General features: G+C 71.8%; 22 protein-coding genes and 1 pseudogene. 10 read left to right on the top strand and 13 right to left on the bottom strand.

Going from position 1 to position 26,393, the window contains the following annotated elements:
* Positions 1-9 precede the first annotated feature (9 nt).
* Both H7I87_RS08345 and nei2 read left to right on the top strand, forming a co-directional pair.
* The gene (locus tag H7I87_RS08345) at positions 10-4,641 is read left to right on the top strand and encodes an ATP-dependent helicase (RefSeq protein ID WP_033724750.1); all 4,632 of its coding nucleotides are present in this window, start codon (positions 10-12) and stop codon (positions 4,639-4,641) included.
* A 2-nt stretch (positions 4,642-4,643) separates the two neighbouring features.
* Entirely contained in the window at positions 4,644-5,396 is a 753-nt protein-coding gene (gene nei2, locus H7I87_RS08340) for an endonuclease VIII Nei2 (RefSeq protein ID WP_023860893.1), read from the top strand.
* Here nei2 and H7I87_RS08335 read toward each other — a convergent pair.
* Complete coding sequence (locus tag H7I87_RS08335) at positions 5,393-6,310, bottom strand: extracellular catalytic domain type 1 short-chain-length polyhydroxyalkanoate depolymerase (protein ID WP_003874505.1); 918 nt, start codon at positions 6,308-6,310, stop codon at positions 5,393-5,395. The two genes, nei2 and H7I87_RS08335, sit on opposite strands and share 4 nt — an antisense overlap.
* 191 nt (positions 6,311-6,501) lie before the next feature.
* Here H7I87_RS08335 and H7I87_RS08330 point away from each other — a divergent pair, with 191 nt between their 5' ends.
* A complete protein-coding gene (locus H7I87_RS08330) occupies positions 6,502-6,855 on the top strand; it encodes a DUF732 domain-containing protein (RefSeq protein ID WP_009978801.1) in 354 nt (117 codons plus the stop codon).
* Between the two features lie 85 nt (positions 6,856-6,940).
* Entirely contained in the window at positions 6,941-7,153 is a 213-nt protein-coding gene (locus tag H7I87_RS28960; protein ID WP_011725978.1) for a hypothetical protein, read from the top strand.
* 75 nt (positions 7,154-7,228) lie between these two features.
* On the opposite strand, the gene H7I87_RS08325 is transcribed toward H7I87_RS28960, so the two are convergent.
* The 7 genes from H7I87_RS08325 to H7I87_RS08295 all read right to left on the bottom strand — a co-directional run bounded on the left by H7I87_RS08325 (position 7,229) and on the right by H7I87_RS08295 (position 14,930).
* Positions 7,229-8,365: a PPE family protein gene (locus H7I87_RS08325; RefSeq protein ID WP_003874503.1), complete on the bottom strand. Its 1,137-nt coding sequence runs from the start codon at positions 8,363-8,365 to the stop codon at positions 7,229-7,231.
* A 109-nt stretch (positions 8,366-8,474) separates the two neighbouring features.
* Positions 8,475-9,611 (bottom strand): PPE family protein, encoded by a 1,137-nt coding sequence (locus tag H7I87_RS08320; protein ID WP_003878975.1) that lies wholly within the window; start codon positions 9,609-9,611, stop codon positions 8,475-8,477.
* 232 nt (positions 9,612-9,843) lie between these two features.
* Positions 9,844-10,131, bottom strand: a complete 288-nt coding sequence (locus H7I87_RS08315) for a CDGP domain-containing protein (RefSeq protein ID WP_003874501.1) — start codon at positions 10,129-10,131, stop codon at positions 9,844-9,846.
* Positions 10,132-10,198: 67 nt separating this feature from the next.
* Positions 10,199-10,795 carry a hypothetical protein gene (locus H7I87_RS08310; protein WP_011725979.1) on the bottom strand — a complete coding sequence of 199 codons (597 nt, stop codon included), beginning with the start codon at positions 10,793-10,795 and terminating at the stop codon, positions 10,199-10,201.
* Positions 10,796-10,834: 39 nt separating this feature from the next.
* The gene (locus H7I87_RS08305; protein WP_023860891.1) at positions 10,835-11,707 is read right to left on the bottom strand and encodes a pseudouridine synthase; all 873 of its coding nucleotides are present in this window, start codon (positions 11,705-11,707) and stop codon (positions 10,835-10,837) included.
* The gene (locus H7I87_RS08300; RefSeq protein WP_003874498.1) at positions 11,704-13,458 is read right to left on the bottom strand and encodes a glycerol-3-phosphate dehydrogenase/oxidase; all 1,755 of its coding nucleotides are present in this window, start codon (positions 13,456-13,458) and stop codon (positions 11,704-11,706) included. The genes H7I87_RS08305 and H7I87_RS08300 overlap by 4 nt, the downstream gene beginning before the upstream one ends.
* A gap of 56 nt (positions 13,459-13,514) precedes the next feature.
* Positions 13,515-14,930 carry an NAD(P)H-quinone dehydrogenase gene (locus H7I87_RS08295; protein ID WP_023860890.1) on the bottom strand — a complete coding sequence of 472 codons (1,416 nt, stop codon included), beginning with the start codon at positions 14,928-14,930 and terminating at the stop codon, positions 13,515-13,517.
* Between the two features lie 95 nt (positions 14,931-15,025).
* Here H7I87_RS08295 and H7I87_RS08290 point away from each other — a divergent pair, with 95 nt between their 5' ends.
* Positions 15,026-15,493, top strand: a complete 468-nt coding sequence (locus H7I87_RS08290) for a gamma-glutamylcyclotransferase family protein (protein ID WP_003874496.1) — start codon at positions 15,026-15,028, stop codon at positions 15,491-15,493.
* A gap of 22 nt (positions 15,494-15,515) precedes the next feature.
* Here H7I87_RS08290 and H7I87_RS08285 read toward each other — a convergent pair whose 3' ends face one another.
* From H7I87_RS08285 to H7I87_RS08275, 3 genes are read right to left on the bottom strand one after another with little or no spacing between them, the layout of a single operon-like run.
* On the bottom strand, positions 15,516-16,694 hold the full coding sequence (locus tag H7I87_RS08285; RefSeq protein ID WP_003874495.1) for a M20 family metallopeptidase: 1,179 nt from the start codon (positions 16,692-16,694) through the stop codon (positions 15,516-15,518).
* Positions 16,691-17,893, bottom strand: coding sequence for a M20 family metallopeptidase (locus H7I87_RS08280; protein ID WP_011725981.1), 1,203 nt, complete (start codon positions 17,891-17,893; stop codon positions 16,691-16,693). Before H7I87_RS08280 ends, H7I87_RS08285 begins: the two co-directional genes overlap by 4 nt.
* A gap of 45 nt (positions 17,894-17,938) precedes the next feature.
* Complete coding sequence (locus H7I87_RS08275; RefSeq protein ID WP_023860889.1) at positions 17,939-18,556, bottom strand: cutinase family protein; 618 nt, start codon at positions 18,554-18,556, stop codon at positions 17,939-17,941.
* Between the two features lie 251 nt (positions 18,557-18,807).
* Between H7I87_RS08275 and H7I87_RS08270 the strand changes: the two genes are divergently transcribed.
* Both H7I87_RS08270 and H7I87_RS08265 read left to right on the top strand, forming a co-directional pair.
* Entirely contained in the window at positions 18,808-19,623 is an 816-nt protein-coding gene (locus tag H7I87_RS08270; RefSeq protein WP_009978811.1) for a purine-nucleoside phosphorylase, read from the top strand.
* Positions 19,624-19,627: 4 nt separating this feature from the next.
* On the top strand, positions 19,628-21,208 hold the full coding sequence (locus H7I87_RS08265; RefSeq protein WP_023860888.1) for a phospho-sugar mutase: 1,581 nt from the start codon (positions 19,628-19,630) through the stop codon (positions 21,206-21,208).
* 7 nt (positions 21,209-21,215) lie between these two features.
* On the opposite strand, the pseudogene upp reads toward H7I87_RS08265, so the two are convergent.
* A pseudogene (gene upp / locus H7I87_RS08260) lies at positions 21,216-21,833 on the bottom strand (uracil phosphoribosyltransferase); the annotation flags it as partial.
* 164 nt (positions 21,834-21,997) lie between these two features.
* Between upp and H7I87_RS08255 the strand changes: the two are divergent.
* From H7I87_RS08255 to H7I87_RS08245, 3 genes are read left to right on the top strand one after another with little or no spacing between them, the layout of a single operon-like run.
* Positions 21,998-22,828, top strand: a complete 831-nt coding sequence (locus tag H7I87_RS08255; RefSeq protein WP_009978816.1) for an alkaline phosphatase family protein — start codon at positions 21,998-22,000, stop codon at positions 22,826-22,828.
* A gap of 25 nt (positions 22,829-22,853) precedes the next feature.
* Entirely contained in the window at positions 22,854-24,167 is a 1,314-nt protein-coding gene (gene satS / locus H7I87_RS08250) for a protein export chaperone SatS (RefSeq protein ID WP_023860885.1), read from the top strand.
* A gap of 32 nt (positions 24,168-24,199) precedes the next feature.
* Complete coding sequence (locus H7I87_RS08245; protein ID WP_003878991.1) at positions 24,200-25,183, top strand: VWA domain-containing protein; 984 nt, start codon at positions 24,200-24,202, stop codon at positions 25,181-25,183.
* 18 nt (positions 25,184-25,201) lie between these two features.
* Here the strand turns inward: H7I87_RS08245 and H7I87_RS08240 are convergent, their stop codons facing one another.
* Positions 25,202-26,209, bottom strand: coding sequence for a VWA domain-containing protein (locus H7I87_RS08240; RefSeq protein WP_011725988.1), 1,008 nt, complete (start codon positions 26,207-26,209; stop codon positions 25,202-25,204).
* Positions 26,210-26,393: the final 184 nt, after the last annotated feature.

Genomic DNA, 26,393 nt, shown 5'->3' with positions numbered 1-26,393 from the left:
CATGGACAGGTGAGCACCCGCGCCGAGCCCCGGCCGTCCGACCCGCTGGGCCGGTTCAGCGCGATCACCCGGGAGTGGTTCACCAGCACCTTCGCCGCCCCGACCACGGCGCAGGCGCAGGCCTGGAGCGCCATCGCCGACGGCCACAACACGCTGGTGATCGCGCCGACCGGGTCGGGCAAGACGCTGGCCGCGTTCCTGTGGGCCCTGGACAGCCTGGCCGGCCATGCCGAGCGTGCGCCCGGCACCCGGGTGCTCTACGTGTCGCCGCTCAAAGCGCTGGCCGTCGACGTCGAGCGCAACCTGCGCACGCCGCTGGCCGGGCTCACCCGCATCGCCGAGCGCGCCGGCCTGCCGGCCCCCGACATCAGCGTCGGGGTGCGCTCCGGTGACACCCCGCCGGCGGTGCGTCGCCAGCTGATCAACCGGCCGCCCGACGTGCTGATCACCACGCCGGAGTCGCTGTTTCTGATGCTCACCTCGGCGGCCCGCGAGACGCTGGCCGGGGTGCAGACGGTGATCGTCGACGAGATCCACGCCATCGCGGGCGGCAAGCGCGGCGCGCACCTGGCGCTGTCGCTGGAGCGCCTGGACGCGCTGCGCGAGGGCCGGCCCGCCCAGCGCATCGGGTTGTCGGCGACGGTGCGGCCGCCCGACGAGCTGGCCCGTTTCCTGTCCGGGGCGGCGCCGGGCACCCGGACCACCGTGGTGGCCCCGCCGTCGGCCAAGACCGTCGAGCTGAGCGTGCAGGTACCGGTGCCCGACATGGCCAACCTGGCGAACAACACCATCTGGCCCGACGTGGAGAACCGCCTGGTCGACCTGATCGAGGCGCACGGTTCGACCATCGTGTTCGCCAATTCGCGGCGGCTGGCCGAGCGACTCACCGCCCGGCTCAACGAGATTCACGCCGAGCGCAGCGGCGTCGAGCTCTCCGCGACCGCCAATCCGAAGGTGGCCGGCGGCGCCCCGGCGCACATCATGGCCTCGGGTCAGACCTACGGCGTGGAGCCGATACTGGCTCGGGCCCACCATGGTTCGGTCAGCAAGGAACAGCGCGCGCTGGTCGAGGAGGACCTCAAACGCGGCCTGCTCAAGGCGGTGGTGGCCACCTCCAGCCTGGAGTTGGGCATCGACATGGGCGCCGTCGATCTGGTCATCCAGGTGGAGGCGCCGCCGTCGGTGGCCAGCGGGCTGCAGCGCATCGGGCGGGCCGGCCACCAGGTCGGCGAGGTGTCGCGCGGGGTGCTGTTCCCCAAGCACCGCACCGACCTGATCGGCTGCGCGGTGACCGTGCAGCGCATGCTGGCCGGCCAGATCGAGACCATGCGGGTGCCGGCCAACCCGCTGGACATCCTGGCCCAGCAGACCGTGGCGGCGGCCGCCCTCGAACCGCTGGACGCCGACCGGTGGTTCGACACGGTGCGCCGGGCCGCCCCGTTCGCGACGCTGCCGCGCAGCATCTACGAGGCCACCCTGGACCTGCTCTCCGGCAAGTATCCGTCCACCGAATTCGCCGAGCTGCGACCGCGATTGGTCTACGACCGCAACACCGGCACGCTGACCGCGCGCCCCGGCGCCCAGCGGCTGGCGGTCACCTCCGGCGGCGCCATCCCGGACCGCGGGCTATTCACCGTCTACCTCGCCTCGGAAGCCGAAAAGCCCTCTCGGGTAGGCGAACTCGAAGAGGAGATGGTGTACGAGTCGCGGCCCGGCGACGTCATCTCGCTGGGCGCCACCAGCTGGCGGATCACCGAGATCACCCATGACCGGGTGCTGGTGATCCCGGCGCCCGGGCAGCCGGCCCGGTTGCCGTTCTGGCGCGGTGACGGCGTGGGCCGCCCGGCCGAGCTGGGTGCCGCGCTCGGCGCGTTCACCGGCGAACTCGCCGGCCTGAGCCGAGAGGAATTCGATTCCCGGTGTGCCGCATTGGGTTTCGACGCGTACGCCGTCGACAATCTGTACGGCCTGTTCGACGAGCAGCGCACCGCCGCCGGGGTGGTGCCCACCGACACCACGTTGCTGGTCGAGCGGTTCCGCGACGAGCTCGGCGACTGGCGGGTGATCCTGCACTCGCCGTACGGGCTCGGCGTGAACGGGCCGCTGGCCCTGGCAGTGGGCCGCCGGCTGCGGGAGCGCTACGGCATCGACGAGAAGCCCACCGCGTCCGACGACGGCGTGGTGGTGCGGCTGCCGGACACGGTTTCCGATTTCGCGTCCGACGGTGGCGACACCCCGCCCGGCGCAGAGCTTTTCGTCTTCGACGCCGACGAGATCGACCCGATCGTCACCGCCGAGGTGGGCGGTTCGGCGCTGTTCGCGTCGCGGTTCCGCGAGTGCGCGGCGCGCGCGCTGCTGTTGCCGCGCCGGCACCCCGGCCGCCGCTCGCCGCTGTGGCAGCAGCGCCAGCGCGCCGCCCAGCTGCTGGAGGTGGCCCGCAAATACCCCGACTTCCCGGTGGTGCTCGAGACCGTCCGGGAATGCCTGCAGGACGTCTACGACGTGCCCGCCCTGGTCGCGCTGATGGCCGGCATCGCGCAGCGGCGGGTGCGGGTGCTGGAGGTGGAGACGCAGCGGCCCTCGCCGTTCGCGGCCTCGCTGCTGTTCGGCTACGTCGGCGCGTTCATGTACGAGGGCGACAGCCCGCTGGCCGAGCGGCGGGCCGCCGCGCTGTCGCTGGACAGCACGCTGCTGGCCGAGCTGCTGGGCCGGGTGGAGCTGCGCGAATTGCTCGACCCCGAGGTGGTCGCGGCCACCGCCCGGGCGCTGCAGCACCTGGCGCCCGAGCGGGCCGCCCGCGACGCGGAGGCCGTCGCCGACCTGCTGCGGCTGCTGGGCCCGCTCACCGAGGACGAGGTGGTCGCCCGGGCCGGTGGCGCGGACGCCGTCGAGGTCAGGGGCTGGCTGGAGGGCCTGCGCGCGGCCCGGCGCGCGGTGCCGGTGTCGTTCGCCGGCCGCAGCTGGTGGGTGGCCATCGAGGACATCGGCCGGCTGCGCGACGGCCTGGGCATCGCGGTTCCGCTGGGCGTGCCGGCCGCGTTCACCGAGGAGGTCGCCGACCCGCTGGGCGAGCTGCTGGGCCGGTATGCGCGCACCCACACCCCGTTCAGCACCGCCGAGGCCGCCGCCCGGTTCGGTCTGGGGCTGCGGGTGACCGCCGACGTCCTGGGCCGGCTCGCCGACCCCTCCACTTCGCAGGGCCGGCTGGTGCGCGGCGACTTCGTCGCGGCGCGGCCGTCGGAGCCGGGCGGAGTGCTCGGGGCCGAGCAGTGGTGCGACGCCGACGTGCTGCGCATCCTGCGGCGGCGGTCGCTGGCCGCGCTGCGCGCCCAGGTGGAGCCGGTCAGCACCGCCGCCTACGGGCGGTTCCTGCCCGCCTGGCACCGGGTCGGAGCGGCCGAATCCTCGCGCGCGCCCGGCCATTCCGGGCTGGACGGGCTGATGTCGGTGATCGAGCAGCTGGCCGGGGTGCGGCTGCCGGCCTCGGCGCTCGAGCCGCTGGTGCTGGCCCCGCGGGTGCGCGACTACTCCCCCGCCCTGCTGGACGAACTGCTGGCCACCGGTGAGGTCACCTGGTCGGGCGCCGGGTCCATCTCGGGCAGCGACGGCTGGATCGCCCTGCACCCCAGCGAGTCCGCGCCGCTGACGCTGCAGGGGCCCGCCGACATCGAGCTGGGCGAGGCGCACCGCGCCATCCTGGATGTGCTGGCCGGTGGCGGCGGCTACTTCTTCCGTCAGCTGGCAACCGACGGGGTGTCCGACGCCGAGCTCAAAGCCGCACTGTGGGAACTGGTTTGGGCCGGCTGGATCACCGGCGACACGTTCGCCCCGGTGCGCGCCCTGCTCGGCGGCGGCGGAACGCGCCGGCGTTCGGCGCCGGCGCACCGCGCGCAGCGGCCGCCGCGGCTGAGCCGGTACAGCGTGGCGCACCCGCAGGCCCGTCCGGCCGACACGACCGTGGCCGGCCGATGGTCCGTGCTGCCGCCGCCCGAGCCGGACTCCACGGTGCGCGCCCACTTCCAGGCCGAACTGTTGTTGGGCCGGCACGGCGTGCTGACCCGGGGCGCGGTGGCCGCCGAGGGCGTCGCGGGCGGGTTCGCCACGCTGTACAAGGTGCTGAGCACCTTCGAGGACGCCGGCCGCTGCCAGCGCGGCTACTTCATCGAATCGCTGGGCGGGGCGCAGTTCGCCGTCGCCTCCACCGTCGACCGGCTGCGCGGGTTCGCCGACGGGGTCGACCCGCAACGGCCCGAGTATCGGGCGATCGTGCTGGCCGCCGCCGATCCGGCCAACCCGTACGGCGCCGCGCTGCCCTGGCCGGCCTCGAGCGCGGACGGGGCCCGGCCCGGCCGCAAGGCCGGGGCGCTGGTGGTGCTGGTGGACGGCGAGCTGGCCTGGTTCCTGGAGCGGGGCGGCCGGTCGCTGCTCACCTTCGCCGACGACCCGGCCGCCCAGCACGCCGCGGCGGCGGCGCTGGCCGGGCTGGTCTCGGCCCGTCGCGTCGCGGCGATCCTGGTGGAGCGCATCGACGGGGTGCCGGCGTTGGCGCCGCGCGGCGACGGTGCCGCCGGCGGCGACGCGCTGACGGCGCTCGCCGACGCCGGGTTCGCCCGCACCCCGCGCGGAATGCGGCTGCGCTGAGCATGCCCGAGGGTGACACCGTCTGGCACACCGCCGCCGTACTGCGCGAGCATCTGCTCGGCGAGACGCTGACCCGCTGCGACATCCGGGTGCCGCGGTTCGCCACCGTCGACCTCACCGGGCAGGTGGTCGACGAGATCCTCAGCCGCGGAAAGCATCTGTTCATCCGGGTGGGCGCCGCCAGCATCCACTCGCACCTGAAGATGGAGGGCAGTTGGCGGGTCGGCCCGCGGGTGCGGGTCGACCACCGGGCGCGCATCGTCCTGAAAACCGGCGCCGCGACCGCGGTCGGCGTCGATCTGGGCGTGCTGCAGATCCTGGACCGCGATCGCGACGGCGAGGCCGTCGCGCATCTGGGACCCGATCTGCTCGGCGAGGATTGGGACCCCGCGCGGGCCGCCGCCAACCTGGCGGCCCGCCCGCAGCGGCCGATCGCCGAGGCGCTGCTGGATCAGCGGGTGCTGGCCGGGATCGGCAACGTCTACTGCAACGAGTTGTGCTTTGTCAGCGGGCATCTGCCCACCGCGCCGGTGAGCGCCGTCGCCGACCCGCGGCGGCTCGTCTCGCGTGCCCGGGACATGTTGTGGCTCAACCGCTTCCGTTGGAACCGGTGCACCACCGGCGACACCCGCAACGGCCGGCAGCTGTGGGTCTACGGGCGGGCCGGCCAACCGTGCCGCCGCTGCGGCACCCCCATCGAGTTCGACGACTCCGGGGACCGGGTGACCTACTGGTGCCCGTCCTGCCAGCGCTAATCGCGGGCGTGGGCCAGGAAGAACTCCGCGATGGCCTCCGACCCGTCCAGCGTGTGCGTGGTGGGGCCGATGACCGCGGCGGGCAGGTACTGCTTGCCGCCGGGCCAGGTGTGCCCGCCCTTGTCGATCCGGTAGAAGACCACCTCGGTGGACGCCGCACACGACGTGGAGTCGAAGCGGTGCACCACCGTGCCGTCGCGGGCGTCGGGCAGCAGCTCCATCGACGGATCGCCCTGGCATCCGTCGGCCTTGCGCCACTTGTCCACCATGGCTTCCGCCGAGACGGCGTGGCTGAGCCCGCCCCGGCCGCGCACCGCCCCGCCCTTGAACGGCACCAGCGGATCGGCGGTCCCGTGCGCTGCCCACACCGACACCGGCCGGGACGGGTTGCAGGCCACGCCCACGCCGAGGGTGCCGGCCACCGGCGCGACGGCGGCGAAGACGTCGGCGCGGTCGCAGGCGAGCCGGTTGGACATGAAGCCCCCGTTGGACATTCCGGTGACGAAGACGTGGCCGGGCGCGACGCGGTAGTCGTTTTGCAGCTTGGTCACCAGCCCGACCAGGAAGGCGACGTCGTCGACGTGGTGGCGATCCGCCGGTGAGGCGCCGCGCCCGTCGGCCCAGCTCTTCTCGTAGCCGTCGGGGTAGACGACCAACAGGTTGTGCGCGTCAGCAACGGCGTCGAAGCCGGTCAGCCCGCGCTGCGCGATGCCGGTTCCGCCGCCGCCGTGCAGGCTGAGCACCAGGCCGACGGGGTCGCCCGCCGGCACGTGCAACATGTAGGTTCGGTCCATGCCGCCGGAACGAAAGGTGCCGGAAATGTCTCGCGCGCTGGCCGCCGACACATGCCGCACACCGCAGCCGACCACGCATACCGCCAGCACAGCGAGCCACAGCCATCGCGCGTACGCCATCTCGTCAGATCACCGGCGCCGCGTCGAGCAGGGCCCGCAGGTGACGCGCAGTCGACGCCGGAGCAAACCCTGGTGTGGCACGCACCGCATTATCGGTGATACGGCAGCCGGTGCCGCCGCGACATGCGAGCATTCGACCTAGCCCCGCCTCCAGCAAGCAACGGCACTTCTGTTCCACGGGAGTATCACAAATGACGAGCACCCAGATACGCAAGCGCGCCCGGCCGCGGTCGCTGGTGGTCGCCGGCCTGCTGCCGCTGGCCGGCCTCCTCGGCGTGATCACGACGCCGGCGTATGCCACCTCGGCCGACGACGCGTTCCTGGCCGCGCTGAAGGCCAAGGGCATCAACTACGAGTCCCCCGACGCCGCGGTCAACTCCGGCCACACCGTGTGCCACGAACTCGACATGGGCCAGACCCCCGAGCAGGTCGCCAACAACGTGCTGTCCAGCAGCACCCTGGACAGCTATCACGCCGGCTATTTCGTGGGCGTCAGCATCAAGGCGTACTGCCCGAAGTATGCGGCGGCGGCAGCCGGATCCTGAAATTTACAGCCGGTTGACAGGCTCGTGACGAAACCGCGGATAAAATCTGAACATCCGAATTCAGGTGACGAAGCGCAGAGCCACGATGATTCCGAGACTGCTGGCCGGTATGGCCTGTGTCGCAATCGCTCTCGGCCCGCCCGTCGGGGCCGCGGCGCCGGCCGGCGCCGACCCCGGCCCGTTCGCCCATCTGAATTGCGCCTGCGATCAACCGGATCCGCCCGGCGGCGCGACGCCGCGGGATGCGATGAATCAGGGCATCCGGCAAGGCCTTTCCGCTCCCCCGGCGGCCGAATAGCCGTCCTGCGCCCTGCCGCCCCGCCACACGCGGCCCCGGCTGTCCGGAATGCTCTGCGCCCCATCGTCTTTCCCTCTAGCCCGCTGACGGCGGCCGCTGCATCACGGTGCCGGGAAGCTCCGCGCCGTACTCGATGTCGTCGTAGTCGCGCCCGTTGCGCCGGCGGGTTCCGTTGCCGCCCGGGCGCATCGGCGTCATCGGCAGCATCGGCGGCTGCCCGGCCCCGGTCGCGAGCGGCGAGGCGGCCGACGCCAGTTGCACGGGCGCCTGCGACCCCAGCATTCCCACCGTCGCCGGCGGCATGGTCAGGTTGCCCAGCGAGATGCCCACGCCCAGCGCCGCCCGCGGCGCCAGGGACGATCCGGCGGCGCCGACGGCGCTGACCAGTCGCACCTCGGCCGCCGACAGGGCGGCTGTGCCTTCGGCCAGGCCGCCGGCGACGTCGGCGCCCAGCGACTGGAATCCGCTGGCGGTCTGCAGCTGGGCCAGCACCCCGATCAGGTTGATCGGAAATCCGCTGGCGGCCAGGAATTGGTTGCCCCAGGTGCTCCAGTACTTGAACCAGCCAGTGTTGGGATCGAAGAAGGCGGTGGAGGCGGCCTGCAGGGTGCCGGCGACACCGGTCTGGGTGCCGGAATCAGCGGCGTTCGTCGCGGGCACCATCGCGGCCTGGGTGCTCACCCCGGACGGGTTGGCCACCTGGGGCGGCTCGGTGAACCGGGGCAACCTGACCGCGGTCGCCGAGGTCGCCGCGTAGCGGTACATCGCCGCGGAGTTGTTCACCCACATGGCGTGGTACTCGGCCTCGGTTTCGGCGATGGCCGGATAGTTGATCCCGAAGAAGTTGGTGGCCAACAACATTGCCAGGCGGGCGCGGTTGGCGGCGACCAGCGAGGGATGCACCACCGTCCAGTGCGTCAATTCGAATGCGGCAGTGGCGGTTTGCACCGAGGTGGCGATCTCCTGGCATTGCTGGGCGGTGATCCGCAACCAGTCCACGTACGGCTCGAGCGCCCGGGTCATCGCGAGCGCGGATGGCCCCTGCCAGGTGGTCGACAGCGCCGCCAGCTCCGCGGTGTAGCTGCTCGCCGACTGTTCGAGCTCCATGCTCAGCTGCTGCCACACCCCGGCGGCTTCGATCCATGACCAGGCACCGGGTCCAGCGTGGATCAGCGCCGAGGTGACCTCCGGCGGCAGTATCCCAAAATCCATGAACCTTTACCTTGGCTGCATTCGGGAAGAATGTGGGTGTGGGCCGCGCTGCGGACGGGCCCGTTCGGCGATTCGGTGTCCGCGGTGAGGGCGGGGCACCATGGTCAATTCATCCGGCCGACGGATTACGAGGCATCACTTTGCCTTTGACTTCCCGGCCGTAGGCGACGTCCTCGTACTTCTGCTGTTTACGTTTTCGCCAGCCGGTGCCCGCCGAGGTGGTCGGCGGCGGCACCATCATCGGCATCAGCGGGAAACCCGATTCGGCCGCGGGCAGCGGCGACGCCGCCGAGGCCAGCTGCACGCCGGTCTGGGTTCCCGGCAGCAGCCCGACCACCGCCGGGGGCGCGGTCAGTTTGCCCAGCGACACCCCGACGCCCATCGCGCCGCTCGGCGCCACCGCTCCCGCGCCGATGCCCTTGATCGCGTTGGCCAGGCTGGCGGTGGTCGCGCCCAGGCCCTCGGACAGGCCGGAGCCGATGTCGCCGCCGACGGATGCGACCCCCTGGGCGGTGGCCAGCTGCGCCCACACGCCCAGCAGGTTGATCGGGAAGCCGGACGAGATGAACTGGTTGCCCCAGGTGCTGAAGTAGTTGAACCAGCCGGCGTTGGGATCGAACCCGCCGGGCATGTTGAGGTCGTTGAGCACCGAGCCCACCGACGAACCCGAGGAGTCGACCGACGCCTTCATCACCGCGGCCTGCTGGTTGGCGGTCCCGCCGGGGTCGGTGACGGCCAGCGGCGAATTGAACTGGGTCAGCGGCGATGTCGCCTGCGACGAGGCCGCCTGGTAGCGGCTCAGCGCGGCCGAGTTGTTCGCCCACATGGTCTGGTATTCGTTCTCGGTCTCGGCGATCGCCGCCGTGTTGGTGCCGAACCGGTTGGTGGCCAGCAACTGGGCCAGCCGGGTGCGGTTGGCGCTGACGACCGACGGGTGCACCACGGTGGACCGCACGGTGCCGAACGCCGTCGCCGCGGCCTCGGCGGAGTTCGCCAGCTGCGCGGACTGCTGCGCGGTCTCGCGCAGCCACAGCAGGTAGGGCTGGACGGATTGCAGCATCGCCATCGCCGAGGGGCCGTCCCAGGACTCGATCAGCGACGACAGCGTCGAGGCGTAGCTGGACACCGAGTTCTCCAGCTCGACGGCGACGCGCTGCCAGGCGGCGGCGGCCTCGATCAGCGAGCCCGCGCCCGGCCCGGTGTGGATGAGCGTCGAGGTGACCTCGGGGGGTGCAAACAGATCCATCACATCTCACAATGCCCACGCTGAGAACGCCTCAGCAAATTTGCGTTGACCAGGCCGCGAACAGCGCGGAAACTCTGCACGTCCAGGCCTGTCACCTGCGGTCATGTCCCTCCCAGACCGACTGCCGATGTTAGGCCACCCTATACCCATAACAGAAATCGTTTTCACATTTGCTGGCGGTGTGCCAGCTGGGCGTGCCGGCGGTCGCCGTCCGCCGCCGGGCAGTCTCGGCTCAGTCGATGTGGCCGGGCGGGTCGGCGAAGGCGAGATCGGCCGGGTGCTGGTCGGGTCCCAGCTGTTCGCAGTGCCCGTCGGGCACCAGGTAGGAGCTGGCCCCGTTGGGGATCAGGCGGGTGACCGCGACGCAGCGCTGCCAGGTGCCGTCGGGCTGGACGGGGCCGTCACACTTGCTCAGCACGGGCCCGCCGTACTGGCAGCCGGCCCGGGCCGGCGGGGCCGCGGCGATCACCCCGGCGGCCAGCAGCAGGGCGGCCGCCGCTGCGACGGTGCCGTGCCTCATGGTTGCCTCCCGTCACGTCGGCGCCGGCTATGACGCTACCGCGTGTTGCGCCCGGGTGGGTCGCCGTTCAGCGCAGCGTCCGGTCGGTCTTGGTGACGCAGCGGTAGAGCTCCTCGCCGTAGGGGACGACGATCGCGGCGGCCACCGCGGCGGCGACCGCGGCGAGGTAGCCGCCGGGCAGCGGGTTCTGCTTCCAGCGCAGCCGCCAGGCGTCGCGGGAGCGGGCGCCGCGGGCGAGCTCGCGCACCTCCCGCCAGTGCAGGCAGCCCAGCGCCGAGGCCGCCATGATCGGCAGCGACTCCAGGAAGCTGTGCACGTGCTGCTCCCAGGTGGTGACCCGGCGCCCGCTGCGCTCGGCGGCGGTGACGTCCCACAGCGCGGTGGCCTCGTGGGCGGCGATGGACGCCAGGATCGTCGAGAGCACCAGCGGGTTGATCTCGCACAGCAGGACCAGGGTGATCGGCACCCCCACCTCGGCCATCATCAGCAGATGGATCAGCGACTCCCGCGTGCCCGAGGTGATCTCAATCCTGCTGCGCCGGTGCTGGTTCCAATCCAGCAGGGCCGGGATGAACCAGGCCGGCAGCAGCCCGTAGAGCAGGTACCGCAGCAGCGCGGTCTCGGCGTCGTTGGCCCGTTCCGGAATCCGCAATTGCCGTCGCACACGCCACCAGGTACCCGCGCAGCGGCGCGCCAAACTCCGTCATGGACCTGGGTCGTCGAGGGTCCGGCGGCTGACGAAGACGCGGCGGGCGCCGGTGCGCGGATCGTCGAACTCGATGCGCTGGGCAAGCAGCTGCAGCGGGGTGCTGAAGTCATCGGCCGGCACGTCAATCATGTTGGGATACAACGGATCACCGATGATCGGTATGCCCAGCGAGGCCATCTGCAGGCGCAGCTGATGGGTGCGTCCGGTGCGTGGCCGCAGCCGGTACAGACCGTCCGGGGACAACAGCTCCACCTCCGTCAGCGCGTTGGGCGGCCCGGGTTCGCAGACCGCCTGCATCCGGCCCCGGTGCTTGACGATGCGGCCGGCCAGCACCCGCGGGAACACCAGCGCCGGGTCGACGGCGGCCCGGGCCAGATAGGTCTTGTCCACCAGCCCGCGGGAGAACAGCGTCTGATAGGCGCCGCGCACCTCGCGCCGCGCGGTGAACAGCAGCACCCCGGCGGTCAGCCGGTCCAGCCGGTGCGCGGGGCTCAGCTCCGGCAAGCCGAGCTCCCGGCGCAGCCGCACCAGCGCGGTCTGGGCGACGTGCCGTCCGCGCGGCATGGTGGCCAGAAAGTGCGGCTTGTCGACGACGACGATGTCGTCGTCGCGGTGCAGCACCGGGAGGTCGAAGGGCACCACCACCTCGTCGGGCAGCTCGCGGTAAAGGTACACACTGGCCCCGGCCGGCAACACGGTGGCCTCGTCGACCACCGCACCGTCTGCGGTAACCACTTCGGCGGCAAGGACTTTGGCGCGGGCCGCGGCGCCGAACCGGGCGGTGAGCTCGGCCAGCACCGGACCGCCGCGCAGCCGCACCCGGGCGGGTCCCAGCCCGTCGCGAACCGGCAGCGGCACCGGTCTCAATTGAGCGGCACCGGCTCGAGGATCTCGGCGCGCGCCTCGGGCGCACTGGCCCGCAGCTCGTCGGCCGACACGTCGTCGGGCTGGGCCTGCGACAGGATCTCGGCCTGCACCCGGGCGGTGTAGTTGGCGACCTCGCGCTCGACGTCGCCGGCCGTCCACCCCAGCACCGGCGCGACCACGTCGGCGACCTCGCGGGCGCAGTCGACGCCGCGATGCGAGTATTCGATGGAGATGCGCATCCGGCGGGCCAGGATGTCCTCCAAATGCAAAGCGCCCTCGGCGGTTACGGCGTACAGCGCCTCCACCCGCAGATAGCCGGGCGCCTCCGTGATCGGGTTGAGCAGGTCGGGCCGATCGGCGGCCAGCGCCAGCACGTCACCGATCAAAGAGCCGTAGCGGTCCAGCAGGTGGCGCACCCGGTAGGGATGCAACCCGCGCAGCTGCGCGACGTGCTCGGCCTGATTGATCAGCGCGAAGTAGCCGTCGGCGCCGAGCAGGCTGACCTTCTCCGTGATCGACGGCGCCACCCGGGCCGGAATGAATTGCGCCGCAGCGTCAATCGCGTCGGCGGCCATCACCCGGTAGGTGGTGTACTTGCCGCCGGCGATGGCCACCAAGCCGGGTGCGGGCACCGCCACCGCGTGCTCGCGGGAGAGCTTGGAGGTTTCCTCGCTCTCCCCGGCCAGCAGCGGCCGCAGCCCCGCATACACCCCGTCGATGTCGGCGTGGGTGAGCGGGATCGCCAGCACGGTGTTGACGGTGGACAGGATGTAGTCGATGTCGGCCTTGGTGGCCGCGGGGTGGGCCAGATCCAGATCCCAGTCGGTGTCGGTGGTTCCGATGATCCAGTGGCTGCCCCACGGGATGACGAACATCACCGACTTCTCGGTGCGCAGGATGATCGCCACGTCGCTGACGATGCGGTCGCGCGGCACCACCACGTGCACCCCCTTGGATGCCCGCACCTGAAATCGCCCGCGCTGCTTGGACAATGCCTGGATCTCATCGGTCCACACGCCGGTCGCGTTGACCACCACATGCCCGCGGACCTCGGTGACCGAGCCGTCTTCGGAGTCGCGCACCCGCACCCCGGTCACCCGGTCGCCCTCCCGCAGCAGGGCGACCACCTGGGTGGAGTTGCGCACCACCACGCCGTAGTGCGCCGCGGTGCGCGCGACGGTCAGGGTGTGCCGGGCGTCGTCGACGATGGTGTCGTAGTAGCGGATTCCGCCGATCAGCGCGCTGCGTTTGAGGCCCGGGCACAGCCGCAGCGCACCGGCGCGGGTCAAATGCTTTTGCGCCGGAACGGATTTCGCGCCGCCCAGCCGGTCGTAGAGAAAGATGCCGGCGGCGATGTAGGGCCGTTCCCACAACCGATTGGTCAGCGGGAACAGAAAGGGCATCGGCTTGACCAGGTGCGGTGCCAGCGTGGTCAGCGACAGCTCGCGCTCGTATAGGGCCTCGCGCACCAGCCCGAACTCCAGCTGCTCGAGATAGCGCAGGCCGCCGTGGAACATCTTCGAGGAACGGCTCGAGGTGCCCGACGCGAAGTCGCGGGCCTCCACCAGCGCGACCTTGAGCCCGCGGGTGGCGGCGTCCAGGGCGCAGCCCGATCCCACCACGCCGCCGCCGATCACCACCACGTCGAACTGCTCGGCGCCCAGCCTGTCCCAGGCCGCCGCGCGTTGCCGCGGTCCCAGCGCCGAAGCCGGCGAGCCGGGCTCGCCGAGTGCGTGGATCGGATCGCTCACTGCAGGGCTCCTGTCCGGTTACTCGTCAGTAGGGCGTGCTGCACCAAGGCTAACCATTAGTCCAGGTCGTCGTGGGCCATCAGCCGCCGGGCCGCCTCGGTGATCGAACCGGACAGCGACGGGTAAACCGCCAGCGTCTGCGCCAATTCGTTGACGGTGATGCGGTTCTGCACCGCCACCGCGATCGGCAGGATCAGCTCGGAGGCGATCGGCGCCACCACCACGCCGCCGATCACCACCCCGGTGGACTTGCGGCAGAACACCTTCACGAAACCCTGCCGCAGCCCCGACATCTTGGCCCGCGCATTGGTGCGCAGCGGCAGCATGATGGTGCGCGCCGACACCGAACCGTCGTCGATCATGGTCTGCGGCACGCCGACGGCGGCGATCTCGGGCCGGGTGAACACCGTCGCCGCGACTGTGCGCAGCCGGATCGGGCTGACGCCCTCGCCGAGCGCGTGATACATCGCGATGCGGCCCTGCATGGCGGCCACCGAGGCCAGCGGCAGCAGGCCGGTGCAGTCGCCGGCGGCGTAGATGCCGGGCACCGAGGTCCGCGACACCCGGTCCACCGTCAGGTAGCCGCCGCGGCCCAGCTCGATGCCGACCCGCTCCAGGCCCAGGCCGGCGGTGTTGGGCACCGAGCCGATGGTCATCAGGGCGTGGCTGCCCGCCACGGTGCGCCCGTCGGTCAGGGTGACCAGCACCCCGTCGGGCGTGCGGGTGACCGATTGCGCGCGGGCGTTCTTCACCAGCTGCACGCCCCGCTCGGAGAACGCCTCTTCCAGCACCAGGGCGGCGTCGGCGTCCTCGTAGGGCAGCACCCGGTCGCGGCTGGCCACCACGGTCACCGGCACGCCCAATTCGGTGTAGGCGTGCACGAACTCGGCGCCGGTCACCCCCGAGCCGACCACGATGAGGTGGTCGGGCAGCGCGTCGAGGTTGTAGAGCTGGCGCCAGGTCAGGATCCGCTCGCCGTCGGGCTGGGCCGACGGCAGGATCCGCGGGCTGGCGCCGGTGGCGATCAGCACGACGTCGGCCTCGTACTCGCTGCTGCTGCCGTCGGGGGCGGTGGCCTTGATGCGGTGGCGGGCCAGCCCCGGGGTGGGGTCGATCAGCTCGCCGCGGCCGGCGACCACTCGCACGCCCACGCCGAGCAGCTGTTCGGTGATGTCGGCGGACTGCTCGGTGGCCAGTTGCTTGACCCGGGCGTGGATCTGGGGCAGCGAGATCTTGGCGTCGTCGATGTCGATCTCGAAGCCCAGCCGCGGCGCGCGGCGCAGCTCGGTGCGCAGCCAGGTCGAGGCGATGAATGTCTTGGACGGCACGCAGTCGTCCAGCACGGCCGCGCCGCCGATTCCCTCGGAGTCGATCACCGTGACGTGGGTGCTGTCGGGGTGGGAGGAGGCGGCCACCAGGGCGGCTTCGTAACCGGCCGGGCCGCCGCCGAGGATCACAATGCGGGTCACCACGACCCCCAACCTAGCCCGGTGACGATGCCCGCCGCAGCGCGGCGGCGCCCGGCTCGGGGGAAGACCGAGGCAGCCCGGACGTCTAAGCTTTCCCCGTGCCGCTCTACGCCGCGTACGGGTCGAACATGGATCCCGAGCAGATGCTGAAGCGCGCACCCCACTCGCCGATGGCCGGAACCGGCTGGCTGCACGGCTGGCGGCTGACGTTCGGCGGCGAGGACATCGGCTGGGAGGGCGCGCTGGCCACGGTCGTGGAGGACCCGGGTTCCAAGGTATTCGTCGTGCTCTACGACATGACGCCGGCGGACGAGAAGAACCTCGACCGCTGGGAGGGCTCGGAGTTCGGCGTGCACAAGAAGATCCGCTGCCGGGTGGACCGCATCTCGTCTGACACCACCACCGACCCGGTGCTGGCGTGGCTGTACGTCCTGGACGCCTGGGAGGGCGGCCTGCCATCGGCCCGCTACCTCGGGGTGATGGCCGACGCCGCCGAAATCGCCGGCGCGCCAGCCGATTACGTGCACGACCTGCGCACCCGCCCGGCCCGCAACATCGGGCCCTGACTTTCCGTCGCGGCCTAGCCGCCTAGAACACCTGGAACAGCGCCGACTGTTCGACGATGTTGGCCATCACCCGCACCCCGATCGCCAGGGCCCGCTCGTCGAGGTTGAACGTCGGCTGGTGCAGGTCCAGCTGTGGCCCCACCCCAGGCCACACCCCCAGCCGCGCCATCGCGCCGGGAATCTCCTCGAGGTACCAGGAGAAGTCTTCGCCGCCACCGGACTGGCGGGTGTCGGCCAGGGCGTCGGGGCCGAGCGCCTCGATCGCGTGGGTGAGGATGCGCGTCGAGACGTCCTCGTTGACCACCGGCGGCACGCCGCGCCGGTACTGCAGCGTGTGCTCGATGCCCAGCGGCGCGAGCAGCCCGGACACCGTCTCCCGGATCACCTCCTCGAGACCCACCCAGGTCTGCCGACTGGCGGTGCGCACGGTGCCGGCCAGCACCCCGGTCTGCGGGATGGCGTTGGCCGCCACCCCGGCGTTGACCGCGCCCCACACCAGCACGGTGCCGTTGCGCGGGTCGATGCGCCGCGACAGCACCCCGGGCAGCCCGGTGATCAGGGTGCCCAGCCCGTACACCAGGTCGGCGGTCAGGTGCGGCCGCGAGGTGTGCCCGCCCGGCGAATACAGGGTGATCTCGATCTGGTCGGCCGCCGAGGTGATCGGGCCGTGCCGGACCGCGATCTGGCCGACCTCCAGCCGGGGGTCGCAGTGCAGGGCGAAGATCCGCGACACCCCGGTGATGGCGCCGGCGGCGATGGCGTCGATCGCCCCGCCGGGCATCAGCTCCTCGGCGGCCTGGAAGATCAACCGCACCCCGACCGGCAGTTCCGGCACCGACGCCAGCACCAGCGCGGTGCCCAGCAGGATGGCGGTGTGCGCGTCGTGCCCGCAGGCGTGCGCCACGTTGGGCATGGTGGAGGCGTAGGGCGCGCCGGTGCGCTCGGCCATCGGCAGCGCGTCCATGTCGGCCCGCAGCGCGATCCGGGGCTCGTGCTCGGGGCCGAGATCGCAGGTCAGCCCGGTCCCGCCGGGCAGCACCTTGGGGTTGAGTCCGGCCTCGGCCAACCGCTCGGCGACGAACTGGGTGGTGGCGTATTCCTGGCGGCCCAACTCGGGATAGCGGTGGATGTGCCGACGCCACTCGATCAGGTCTTGGTTGTGCGCGGCCAGCCAGGAGGTGGCGGCGTCGGCCAGGCTCATGGGTGCGCCCCGCCGCGTCTGCGCTCGTGCGCGGCCAGCACCCGATCGCGCTCGGCCGGCGTCTGGGCCAGCGCGACGACGGTGCGGGCCAGCATGATCGCGCCCTCGATCACCGCGCGGTCGGCGCTGGGTCCGGCGGCGGCGTCGGCGAAGGCGCGCTGATGCACCATGGCGCCACCGGATTCGACCCCGACCACCGGGTGGATCCCCGGCAGCGCCTGCGTCACGTTGCCCATGTCGGTGCTGCCCATCGGCAGCGCGGCTTCGTACTCCGGGGCCACCGGCTGCCGGCCCAGCCGGCACATCTCCTCGCGAAAGATGTTGGCCAGCCACGCGTCCGGCTTGAGTTCGTCGTAGGCGGGCGCGGGGTTGTCGATCTCGTATTCGCAGCCGGCGGCCATTGCGCCCGCGGCGAAGCAGGCATACATCCTGCCCTCCAGCTCGCGCAGCGAGTCGGATTCGACGGCGCGCATCGCGTACTGCAGCGACGCGTGCCCGGGGATGACGTTGACCGCCTGCCCGCCGTCGGTGACGATGCCGTGCACCAGTTGGCCCGGCGCCAGTTGCTGACGCAGCAGCCCGACGGCCACTTGCGCGACGGTGACGGCGTCGAGGGCGTTGACGCCCAGGTGCGGCGCGACGGCGGCGTGCGATTCCTTGCCGCGGTAGCGCACGATCGCCTCGGACAGGGCCAGCGAGCGGGCCGCGGCGATGTCGGCCGGCCCGGGATGCAGCATCACCGCCGCGGAGATGTCGTCGAACACCCCGGCCTTGAGCAGCAGCGCCTTGCCGCCGCCGGCCTCCTCGGCGGGAGTCCCCACAAGCGCCACCCGCAGGCCTAGGTCGTCGGCCACCTCGGCCAGCGCCAGCGCGGTGCCCACGGCCGACGCCGCGATGATGTTGTGGCCGCAGGCGTGCCCGATCTCGGGCAGGGCGTCGTATTCGGCGCAGACCCCGATGGTCAGCTGGCCGCTGCCGAAGTCGGCGCGAAAGGCGGTGTCCAGGCCGCCGGCGGCCGCGGTGATCTCGAAGCCGCGCTCGGCGACCAGCGCCTGCGCCTTGGCGCAGCTGCGGTGCTCGGCGAACGCCAGCTCCGGCTCGGCGTGGATGGCGTGCGACAGCTCGACGAGATCGGCACCGCGCCGCCGCACGACATCCTCGACGCTGTCCAGCGGGCTGTCTGATCCGACGGGGGGCACTCTCGCAGTATGTCGCAGTATCCGACCGGGGCCCAACGCCCCTGGCTATACCCGCCCGGCGATGAACCCCGCCGCCTGGGCCGGGTAGGGCGGGTCCTCGTAGACGTGGTGCGCGTCCCGGTCCCGCCCGCCGACGACGCACACCGGGTCGCCGTCGCTGCACAGGTCGATGGCGCGACCGGCGAACGCCCCGGTGGTCGACAGGGGCGTGTTGAAGCGGTTGCCGGGGTTGCCGAACACCGCCACCGCCGCGATCTTGCTCGCCAGGCCGGGATCCAGTGGGGGTGCCGACCCGAAGTTGCCGATCCGCTGCCCGACCGGCGGTACCCCGGCGAGCATCGAGACCGCGGCCGCGCCCTGCGAGAACCCGCCGAGCACCAGCCGGGTGGACGGGCACCGGTCGACCATCTCGGCGATGTGGTCGCGGGCGTCGTTGGCGCCGTCGGCGGTGTTCAGGAAGTTGTAGCTGGCCGGATAGTTCACCGCGTAGGCGTCGACGTTGCGGTTGCCCAGCGCCGGTTGCAGCGCGGCGAACAGCGCATCGCCCACGGCTCCCAAGCCCGGGGGCTCGGCGGTGCCGCGGGCGAAAATCAGTTGCACGTCCGGACATCCGTCGGCCGCCGCCCACGGCGCCGGGCCGCAAGTGATGGCGACCACCGACAAGGCGACCGCGACGACAATTCCAATGGCCGGGCCAACCACCGGCCACCCACGCAGATTCATACGCCAGATCCTGGCACACCCCCCCGACACCCGCTCCCGGGCCGGCGCTCGCCGTCGCCGGGCTCGGCTCGATCGCCCGACTCCTTACTCGCGCCCTAACGGCGCTCGCCGTCGCCGGGCTAGGCTCGATCGCCCGACTCCTTACTCGCGCCCTAACGGCGCTCGCCGTCGCCGGGCTAGGCTCGATCGCTGTGGCCGAAACCCCGTCCAACCCAGGCGAGCTCGCGCGCCAGGCGGCCGCGGTCATCGGCGAACGGACCGGCGTCGCCGCACACGACGTGGCCATCGTCCTGGGGTCGGGATGGTCGCCGGCGGTCGCCGCGCTGGGCGCCCCGACGGCGGTGCTGCCGCAGGCCGAACTGCCCGGCTTCCGCCCGCCCACCGCGGTCGGGCACACCGGCGAGCTGGTGTCGATGCGTATCGGCGAGCACCGGGTGCTGGTGTTGGTCGGCCGCATCCACGCCTACGAGGGCCACGACCTGTGCCACGTCGTGCACCCGGTCCGGGCGGCCTGCGCGGCCGGGGTGCGCGCGGTGGTGCTCACCAACGCGGCCGGCGGCCTGCGCCCGGACCTTGCCGTCGGCGAACCGGTGCTGATCAGCGACCACCTCAACCTGACCGGGCGGTCCCCGCTGGTCGGCCCGCAGTTCGTCGACCTCACCGACGCCTACTCGCCGCGGCTGCGCGAGCTGGCCCGCCAAGCCGATCCCACGCTGGCCGAGGGCGTCTACGCCGGCCTTCCCGGCCCGCACTACGAGACCCCGGCCGAGATCCGGATGCTGCGCACGCTGGGCGCCGACCTGGTCGGCATGTCGACGGTGCACGAAACCATCGCCGCCCGGGCGGCCGGCGCCGAGGTGCTGGGGGTGTCGCTGGTGACCAACCTGGCCGCCGGCATCAGCGGCGAGCCGCTGAGCCACACCGAGGTGCTGGCCGCCGGCGCCGCCTCGGCCACCCGGATGGGCGCGCTGCTGGCCCTGATCCTCGGCCAACTCCCCCGGTTCTAGGACCGTGACGCCCGAGGAATGGATCGCCCACGATCCCGACCCCCGCACGGCCGCCGAGCTCGCCGCATGCGAAGCCGCAGAACTCACCGCCCGCTTCGCCCGGCCCTTGCGATTCGGCACGGCGGGACTGCGCGGCCCGGTCCGCGCCGGCCCCGACGCGATGAACGTCGCGGTGGTGTCGCGGGCCAGCTGGGCGCTGGCGCAGGTGCTCAAGCGCCGCGGCCCGGCCGGCGCGCGGGTGATCGTGGGACGCGACGCCCGGCACGGCTCCGCGGTATTCGCCACGGTGGCCGCCGAAGTGCTTGCTGCCCAAGGGTTTTCGGTGCTGCTGCTGCCCGGGCCGGTGCCCACCCCGGTGGTCGCGTTCGCGGTGCGGCACACCGGCGCCGCCGCCGGGGTCCAGATCACCGCCTCGCACAACCCGCCGACCGACAACGGCTACAAGGTGTACGACGGCGGCGGCATCCAGATCGTCTCCCCCACCGACCACCAGATCGAAGCCGCGATGGCCGACGCGCCACCGGCCGACGAGATCCGCCGAACACCCGTCCCACCGGCGCACACCGACCTCGTCCAGCGCTACATCGAGCGGGCGGCCGGGGTGCGGCGCGGCACCGGTTCGGCGCGGGTGGCGCTCACCGCTCTGCACGGCGTGGGCGGGACGGTGGCCGTCGACGCTCTGCACCGCGCCGGCTTCGGCCGAATACACACCGTGGCAAGCCAATTCGCGCCCGACCCGGACTTTCCCACCGTCGCGTTCCCCAACCCCGAGGAGCCCGGCGCCACCGACGCGCTGCTGACCCTGGCCGCCGATGTAGACGCCGACGTGGCGATCGCACTGGATCCCGACGCCGACCGCTGCGCCGTCGGCATACCCGACGCCTCCGGCTGGCGGATGCTCTCCGGCGACGAAACCGGTTGGCTGCTCGGCGATTACCTGCTCTCCCAGCCGCAGCGGGCCGACAGACCGGTGGTGGCCAGCACGGTGGTGTCGTCGCGGATGTTGTCGGCCATCGCCGCGCGGCACGGCGCCGTGCACGTCGAAACCCTCACCGGCTTCAAGTGGTTGGCACGCGCCGACGCCGAGGTGCCCGGCGGCACCCTGGTGTACGCCTACGAGGAGGCGATCGGACACTGCGTGGACCCCGCCGCGGTGCGCGACAAGGACGGCATCAGCGCCGCCGTGCTGGTGTGCGACCTGGTGGCCGCCCTGATCGCGCGGGGCGGTTCGGTGTCCGGCCGGCTCGACGAGCTGGCCCGCCGCCACGGCGTGCACGACGTCGCCGCGGTGTCGCGCCGCGTCGGGACCGACGGGGCTGCCGAGCTGATGCGACGGCTGCGCACCAGCCCGCCGGAGACGCTGGCCGGGTTCGGGGTGGCGCTCACCGACATCACCGACGCGCTGATCTTCACCGGCGGCGACGACGACACGTCGGTCAGGCTGGTGGTGCGGCCTTCCGGGACCGAGCCGAAGGTGAAGTGCTACTTGGAGATTCGCTGCGCGCCGAGCGACGACCTGGCGTCTTCGCGGCGGCGCGCCCGCGCCCTGCGGGAGCTTCTGGTCGCGACGGTGCGGAGCTGGTGAACAGGTTCGGCCCGAATTGGCGATCCCCGGCATCGCCGAGGCCGGGCACGATATAGGCCGCCTTGTTGAGTCCCTTGTCTACCGCGGCGGTGAACACTCGAGCGTCGGGCGCCGTTTCCCCAACCGCCGCAAGGCCTTCCGGCGCGGCCACCACACACAGCACGGTGATGTCGGTGGCGCCGCGACGCTGCAACAGCCCCAGGGTGTGCGCCATCGAGCCGCCGGTGGCCAGCATCGGGTCCAGCACCATCACCGACCTGCCGGCCAGCTTGTCGGGCAGCGCCGCCAAATACGGGACCGGCCGGTGGGTTTGCTCGTCGCGGGCGACGCCGACGAAGCCCACCTCGGCCTCGGGCAGCGCGGCCTGCGCCGGGTCGACCATGCCCAGCCCGGCGCGCAGCACCGGAACCAGCAGCGGCGGATTGACCAGTCGCGTCCCGACGGCCGCGGCCACCGGGGTGCGGATCCGGACCGACTTGCGCGGCACGTCGCGGCTGGCCTCGTAGACCAGCATCAGCGTCAGATCGCGCAGCGCGGCCCGAAATCCGGCGGTGTCGGTGCGTTCGTCGCGCAGCACCGTCAGCCGGGCCGCGGCCAACGGGTGGTCGATCACGCACACGTCCATCTGGTCGAGCGTATATAACGATCGGGCAAAGCCCCGCTGACACGCTTGCCCGCCGGCCGCAAACGCCTTACCGCCGTTCGTATACTGCGGGCGTGTCGCGCGAAAATCGAAGTCGCAGAAGGCTGATCGGCGGCGCATACCGAAGCCTGCGGCTGCTCGGCGCCATGGCCGCGGTGGCGCTGGCGGCCAGCCCGTTGACACCGCGCACCAGCCTTGCGGCAGCGGCCATTCCGCAACCGTCGCACATCGTGATCGTGGTGGAGGAAAACCGTTCCGAGAGCGGCATCATCGGCAACAAGTCGGCGCCCTTCATCACCGCGCTGGCCGCGTCCGGCGCCAACATGACCCAGTCGTTCGCCGAAACCCACCCCAGCGAGCCCAATTACCTGGCGCTGTTCGCCGGCAACACGTTCGGGGTGACCAAGGACCTGTGCCCGGTCAACGCCGGCGCCGCACCCAACCTGGGGTCCGAATTGCTCGCCGCCGGTTACACATTCGCCGGCTACGCCGAGGGCCTGCCGTCCCCGGGCTCACCGGTGTGCAGTGCGGGCAAGTACGCGCGAAAACATGTGCCGTGGGCCAACTTCACCAACGTGCCGGCGGCGAGCTCGCTGCCGTTCTCGGCGTTCCCGATGGGCAACTACGCCAGCCTGCCGACGGTGTCGTTCGTCATCCCGAACAACGACAACAACATGCACGACGGCTCGATCGCGCAGGCCGACGCCTGGCTGAACCGGCAGCTGTCCGGCTACGCCAATTGGGCGCTGGCCAACAACAGCCTGCTGATCGTCACCTTCGACGAGGACGACAACTCCAACGTCGGAGCCAGCCGCAACCAGATCCCCACGGTGTTCTACGGCGCCCACGTCCGCCCCGGCAACTACGCCGAGCAGATCAACCACTACAACGTGCTTGCCACCGTCGAGCAGATGTACGGGCTGCCCAAGACGGGCTATGCCGCCGGCGCCGCCCCCATCACCGACATCTGGGGCTGAGCGCCAGGTCGCTATTCTGTGCCGCATGGCTGCTGACCTCGTGCCCATCCGCTTGAGCCTGTCCGCCGGCGACCGCTACACGGTGTGGGCGCCGCGTTGGCGTGACTCCGGCGACGAGTGGGAAGCCTTCTTGGGCAAGGACGAGGATCTGTACGTCTTCTCCTCGGTCGCCGACCTGGTGGCCTTCGTGCGGTCGGACGAGGACAACGACCTGACCGACCATCCGGCGTGGACGCGGCTGCGCACGGCGCACGCGCACAAGTTCGAGCCCGCGAAGGACAAGCAGTTCGATCTGGTCGCGGTCGAGGAGCTGGTGTCGGAGAAGCCGACCGAGGAGTCGGTGACCGCGCTGGCCGGCGTCCTGGCCATCGTGTCGTCCATCGGGTCGGTGTGCGAGCTGGCTGCGGTGTCGAAGTTCTTCAACGGCAACCCGGCCCTGGGCACCGTGTCCGGCGGGATCGAGCACTTCACCGGCAAGGCCGGCGCCAAACGCTGGCATGCGATCGCCGAGATCATCGCGCGCGGCTGGGACGACGTGCTCGGCGCGATCGACGACATCGCCACCACCCCCGAAGTCGACGAGACGTTGTCGGCCAAGGCCGAAGACGAGCTGGCCGAGGAGCGCGACGACGAGGAGACCGACGAGACGGACGAGGCCGCCGAGGCGCCGGCCGACGCGACCGAGCCGGACGAGGAGGCCCTCGAGGACGACGAGGCCGACGGCGAACCGGACGACGACGCCGACGAAACCGAGACCCGCGCGGCCGGCGACACCGTGGTGCTCGGCGGCGACAAGGACTTCTGGCTGCAGGTCGGCATCGACCCGATCCGCATCATCACCAGCTCGGGCACCTTCTACACGCTGCGCTGCTACCTGGATGACCAACCGATCTTCCTGGGCCGCAACGGACGCATCAGCGTCTTCACCTCCGAGCGCGCGCTGGCCCGCTACCTGGCCGACGAGCACGACCACGACCTGGCCGACCTGAGCACCTACGACGACATCCGCACCGCCGCCACCGACGGCTCGCTGGAGGTCGAGATCACCGACGACAACATCTATGTGCTCAGCGGGCTGGCCGACGACCTGGCCGACGGGCCGGACGCGGTGGATCGCGACCAACTGGAGCTGGCCGTCGAGGTGCTGCGCGACATCGGTGACTACTCCGAGGATTCCACCGTCGACAAGGCCCTCGAGCCCGGCCGGCCGCTGGGCAAGCTGGTGGCCGCCGTGCTCGAGCCCGGCTCGGTGGCGAAGCCGTCGCCGCCGTATGCCGCGGCGGTGCGCGAGTGGGAGAAGCTGGAGCAATTCGTCGACGGCCGGCTGCGCCGCGAATAGCCCGCTGCGTTTGACGGGCTAGGTTGGGTGTCGTGTCGCTTCCCGGTATCGGCCCGTTGCCCCTCTACGGGTTCCAGCGTCCGGGCATGCTGCTGTTCGGGCTGGTGCCGCTGGCGCTGCTGGCCCTCTACCTCGTGGTGCAGGCCCGCCGCCGGCGCCGCCTGCACCGCTACACCGACGCCCCGGTGGCGCAGTCGCCGTGGCGGCATCTGCCGATCGCGGTCTCGCTGCTCAGCCTGGTGTTGCTGACCATCGCGCTGGCCACCCCCACCCACGACATGCGCATCCCGCGCAACCGCGCGGTGATCATGCTGGTCATCGACATGTCGCAATCCATGCGGGCCACCGACGTTGAACCCAACCGGCTCAAGGCCGCCGAACAGGCGGCCAGCCAGTTCGCCAGTCAGCTGACCCCCGGCATCAACCTTGGGCTGGTCGGCTTCGCCGGCACGCCCTACCTGCTGGTGCCGCCGACCCCGCAACACCAGGCGACCATCGACGCGCTGAAGAAGCTGGACTTCGCCGACAGCACCGCCACCGGCGAGGCGATCTTTACCGCGCTGCACGCGATCAGCGCCACCGCGGTCGCCGGCGGCGACACACCGCCGCCGGCCCGCATCGTGCTGCTCTCCGACGGCGGCGAGAACAAGCCGTCCAACCCCAGCGACCCGCACGACGGCGTCTACACCGCGGCGCGCCTGGCCAAGGACGAGGGCGTGCCCATCTCGACGATCACGTTCGGCACCAAGGGCGGCGAGATCGAGATGGACGGGCAGAAGGTGGCCGTCCCCGTCTCGACCGACCAGATGAAGATGGTCGCCAAGCTGTCCGGCGGGCAGTCCTACACCGCCACCAACCTGGGTGAGCTGCAGAAGAGCTACAACGCGATCGAGAACGAGATCGGCTACCGCACGGTGCCGGGACCGGGCAGCGCGGGCTGGCTGCGGCTCGGCGTGCTGACCGCCCTGATCGCGACGGCGCTGGCGTTGCTCATCAACCGGCGCCTGCCCACCTAGCGCGCCGGCACCGCTTGGTCAGGCGGGCAACCGGCGATTCAGCAGCAGGCCGGCCAGCACGGCGCCGGCCAGCACGACGGCGCCGAGCAGCATCCACGCCATGCTGGCGTCGCCCTTGACGGTCTCGTAGCCGATCTGGCGCTGCAGCGTCGAGTACACGTTCTTCAGCGAGTCCAGGCTGTCGGCGTGGAATGCCTGGCCGTCGGTGATCTCGCAGATCTTCTGCAGGGTCTGGTCGTCCACCGGCACCGGGATGGTGGCGCCCTCGTAGTCGACGGTGCCGTAGGGGGTGCCGAAGGAGATGGTGGAGATCTGCACGCCCTCGGCCTTGGCGGCCCGGGCCGCGGTGAACGCCCCCTGCGGGGCGTTCGGGTCCAGCGGCACGTTCTCGGCGCCGTCGGACTCCAGCACGATCCGCGCCGGCGGCGGGCCCTCGCCGCCGCCCATCACCGACCCGACCGTCGCGATGGCCTGCAACGCGGTGAAAATGCCTTCTCCCGTAGCGGTTTTCGGCGCCGGCTGCAGACTGTCGATGCCCGCCTTGACCGCGGCCCGGTTGGTCGTCGGCGGCACCAGCAGCGTGGCGTTGGCGGCGAACTCGACCAGCCCCAGATTGATGGCCGGCGTCAGCTGGTCGGCGAACTGCTTGCCGGCCTCCTTGGCCGCGGCCAGCCGGTTGGGCGGCACATCGGTGGAGGCCATCGACTCCGACACGTCGATCACCAGCATCACCACCGCGCGGTTCAGCGGAATGCGGACATCGGACGTCGGCCCGGCCATCGCGGTGGTCAGCAGCACCAGCGAGGTCGCCAGCAGGATGGTGGGCACGTGCCGCCACCGGCTCGGGTGGGGCGGCGCGACGCGCTCGAGCACCTCCATGTTGGCGAACCGCAGCACCCGGCGCCGCCGGGCGAACTGCTGCACCACGTACAGGCCGATCACCAGCAGCACGGCCAGCAGCGCCAGGAAGAACCAGGCATGCTGAAAGCCCGCCAGCGACACCGGGCCCAGCAGCGGCAACTTCATGTCCAGCCACAGTATTCGTCAAACACCGACCGTGCACATGGCGGCGGCCGTGCGAGCAACGGGTCAAGTCCCGGGAAGTGGTGTAGTGCTGCGTGATCCGGTGGGTTAGGCGGTGAGTGCGGGCATGTCGTTGGCTCCTATGTCGGGGTTGTCGTCGGTGATGGTGGTCAGGCGGCAGCGGGTG

The organism is Mycobacterium timonense, assembly GCF_025821985.1.
GTDB classification, from domain to species: Bacteria; Actinomycetota; Actinomycetes; order Mycobacteriales; family Mycobacteriaceae; genus Mycobacterium; species Mycobacterium avium.
This window is presented reverse-complemented; position numbering and strand designations above follow the sequence as displayed.